The sequence below is a fragment of the Brevundimonas sp. genome (assembly GCF_013823285.1).
Lineage (GTDB): Bacteria > Pseudomonadota > Alphaproteobacteria > Caulobacterales > Caulobacteraceae > Brevundimonas.
In genome coordinates this window covers 1-3667 of sequence record NZ_PNLV01000161.1, presented here as the reverse complement: position 1 = coordinate 3667, position 3667 = coordinate 1, and the positions used below count along the sequence as shown (strand labels likewise).

The following is a 3667-nucleotide window of genomic DNA, read 5'->3' as shown; positions in this document are numbered from 1 at the left end:
CTGACGCCCGCCTCCCGGCGCACTATGTTGCCCGCCATGTCCGAGCCCGCCGATTCCGCCGCACCCGAAAACACGGTCCAGATCGACCGCCCCCTGACCCAGGACGGGCCGGCGGTGCGGCTGTATCTGATCGACGCCTCGGCCTACATCTTCCGGGCCTACCACGCCTTGCCGCCCCTGACGCGCAAGTCCGACGGCCTGCCGGTGGGCGCGGTGCAGGGCTACTGCAACATGCTGTGGAAGCTGATGCGGGACTTCAAGGGCGAGGACGGCCCGACCCATCTGGCGGCCATCTTCGACCATTCGGAGAAGACCTTCCGCAACGATCTGTACCCCCAGTACAAGGCCCACCGCCCGCCGCCGCCCGAGGACCTGATCCCGCAGTTCGCCCTGGTGCGCGAGGCCACCGCCGCCTTCGGCCTGCCGTGCGTGGAGCTGGCCGGCTACGAGGCCGACGACCTGATCGCCACCTATGCCTGCAAGGCGCGGGACATGGGCGGCAAGGCGGTGATCGTGTCGTCCGACAAGGACCTGATGCAGCTGATCGGCGACGGGGTGGTCATGTACGACCCCATGAAGGACGCCGTGCTGGAGCATGAGGCGGTCATGGCCAAGTTCGGCGTCGGGCCGGACCGGGTGGTGGACGTGCAGGCCCTGATCGGGGACTCCACCGACAATGTGCCGGGGGCGCCGGGCATCGGGGTCAAGACGGCCTCGGCCCTGATCGCCGAATACGGCGACCTGGACACGCTTCTGGAGCGGGCCCACGAGATCAAGCAGAACAAGCGGCGCGAGACCCTGATCGAATATGCGGACCAGATCCGCCTGTCGCGCGAGCTGGTGCGCCTGACCTGCGACGCCCCGGCGCCGGAGCCCATCGACGACTTCGTGGTGCGCGATCCCGATCCGGCGACGCTGTCGGCCTTTCTGGACAGGATGGAGTTCCGCTCGCTGGCCCGGCGGGTCGGCGACGGCAAGGCGCCGGACAAGGACGGAGCCACCTTCCCCAACGGCGGGCTGCGCGCAAAGCCGGTCAGCGCCCCGGTGGCCACGCCCCGCTACGCCCCGGCCGAAAGCGTCACGCCGGCCGAGCCGCACCTGTTCGACACCGACGCCTATGAGTGCGTGACCACCCTCGAGGCGCTGGAGGTGTGGATCGCCGAGGCGAAGGCGGCGGGCGTCATCGGCTTCGACACCGAGACGGACTCCCTGTCGTCCAGCCATGCGGAGCTGTGCGGCCTGTCGCTGGCCACCGGACCGAACCGGGCCTGCTACATCCCCCTGACCCACGACCATCCGGGCGAGGCGGACGGCGGCGGCGGGCTGGACTTCGAGGGCGCGGGCCGCGCCCGGCCGGAGCAGATCGAGATCGAGGAGGCGCTGGCCCGGCTCAAGCCGCTGCTGGAGGACCCCTCGGTCCTGAAGGTGGGCCAGAACATCAAATACGATCTGGCGGTGATGAAGCGGCACGGGATCGTGGTGGGGCCCATCGACGACACCATGCTGATCTCCTACGTGCTGGGCGGCGGGCTGCACCCCCACGGCATGGATGAGCTGGCCAAACGCCACCTGGGCCACGAGCCCATCGCCTTCAAGGCCGTGGCCGGGACCGGCAAGGCCCAGAAGAGCTTCCGCCACGTGGAGCTGAAACCGGCCACCTGCTACGCCGCCGAGGACGCGGACGTGACCCTGCGGCTGTGGCGGATCCTGAAACCCCAGCTGGCGGGCGAGGGGCTGACGGGCGCCTATGAAACGCTGGAGCGCGGCATGCCCGCGGTGCTGGCGGACATGGAGATCGCGGGCATCCGGGTGAACCCGGACCGGCTTCGCGCCCTGTCCAGCGAGTTCGGCATGCGCATGGCCGAGCTGGAGATCACCGCCCACGAACTGGCGGGCCGACCGTTCAATCTGGGCAGCCCCAAGCAGATCGGCGAGATCCTGTTCGGCGAGATGGGGCTGGAGGGCGGCAAGAAGACCGCCTCGGGCCAGTGGGGCACCGACGCGTCCGTGCTGGAGGAGCTGGCCCTCACCCACGACCTGCCGCGCACCCTGCTGGACTGGCGCCAGCTGGCCAAGCTGAAGGGCACCTACACCGACGCCCTGGTGCAGGCGGCGGACCCCGAGAGCCACCGGGTGCATACCAGCTTCCAGCTGGCGGCGGCCTCCACCGGGCGGCTGGCCTCGTCGGACCCCAACCTGCAGAACATCCCCATCCGCACCGAGACCGGCCGCCAGATCCGGCAGGCCTTCATCGCCCGCGACGGCCATGTGCTGATCAGTGCGGACTACAGCCAGATCGAGCTGCGCCTGCTGGCCCACATCGGCGACATCCCCGAACTGAAGGCCGCCTTCAGGGCCGGGCTGGACATCCACGCGGCCACCGCCTCCGAGATGTTCGACACGCCCCTGGCCGACATGACGCCCGAGACCCGCCGCCGGGCCAAGGCCATCAATTTCGGCATCATCTACGGCATCTCGGCCTTCGGCCTGGCGGCCCAGCTGGGCATCGGACAGGGCGAGGCCGGGGCCTACATCAAGACCTATTTCGAGCGCTTCCCCGGCATCCGCGACTACATGGACCGGACAAAGGCGCTGGTGCGCGAGCAGGGCTATGTCACCACCCTGTTCGGGCGGCGGGTGCATGTGCCGGCGATCCATTCAAAGTCCGGCGCCGAGCGCCAGTTCGGCGAGCGCGCCGCCATCAACGCCCCGATCCAGGGCGCCGCGGCCGACATCATCCGCCGCGCCATGATGAAGATGCCGGGCGCCCTGCGGGACGCCGGGCTTCAGACCCGCATGCTGCTGCAGGTCCACGACGAACTGGTGTTCGAGGCCCCCGAGGCCGAGGCCGACCGCGCCATGGCCGTCATCCGCAAGGTCATGGAGGCCGCGCCTCTACCCGCCGTCCAGCTGACCGTCCCCATCGACGTGGAAGCCAAGGCGGCGGCGAACTGGGACGAGGCGCATTGACAATTCACCGCTAGGCGGAATAGGAACAAATAACGAACATGTTTCCCGGAAGGTGATCTCCGATGCAACGAAATATGGACTTCATTCGCGACATCCTTCTAAGGATCGAAGAGGCAAAAGGCCCGAATATGGTGGCCTTGCTGGATAAGGACGCGTCGGAATCCGACCTTGAGAAACTTCAGTACCACTTGGCATTGGTCATCGAAGCTGGCTTGGCGAAAGGCATCGCTGCCCACACTATGGGCGGCAAGAATTGGCTGAATCTCAACTTAACTTGGGACGGTCATGAGTTTGTGGACGCTGTGCGCGACCCCGAGATTTGGCGGCAGACGAAGGCTGGGGCCGCAAAGGTCGGTGCTTTTTCCCTAGATCTCCTTGCGTCTCTGGCTAAAGGCCTAATCCGGAAGCAGATCGAGAAACACACAGGCGTAGAGTTAGACCTCGGCTGAAGCCCCCGCCTCGTTTAGAAACTCGTAGCGCGCCAGAGCGGCTCCCAAGTGTTGGAAGTATTCTCCTTCCTCACTGCCTAGCTGCGGCTCGTTGTCGAAAAACGCTTCGTATTCCTTCAAGACGGCTTGATAGTCTGCCTCGGTCAGCAGCGGCTCTAGTGGCTTAGTCACGACCCATTCCTCCACATTCGCCTTTATAGCACAGGCCCGGGCAATGGATTTTGCCGGTGTTGACTCCCTCCTCCTCC

The 3667-nt window shown here is 66.9% G+C and carries 2 protein-coding genes and 1 pseudogene; 2 read left to right on the top strand and 1 reads right to left on the bottom strand.

All coding sequences use genetic code 11. From position 1 onward, the window contains the following. Window positions 1-36: 36 nt before the first annotated feature. Both polA and C0461_RS13840 read left to right on the top strand, forming a co-directional pair. On the top strand, window positions 37-2970 hold the full coding sequence (gene polA / locus C0461_RS13845; protein ID WP_292107827.1) for a DNA polymerase I: 2934 nt from the start codon (window positions 37-39) through the stop codon (window positions 2968-2970). A 74-nt stretch (window positions 2971-3044) separates the two neighbouring features. Then, complete coding sequence (locus C0461_RS13840) at window positions 3045-3419, top strand: DUF2513 domain-containing protein (protein WP_292107825.1); 375 nt, start codon at window positions 3045-3047, stop codon at window positions 3417-3419. Here the strand turns inward: C0461_RS13840 and C0461_RS13835 are convergent. After that, window positions 3405-3667, bottom strand: a pseudogene (locus C0461_RS13835) (hypothetical protein); the annotation flags it as partial. The gene C0461_RS13840 and the pseudogene C0461_RS13835 overlap by 15 nt on opposite strands.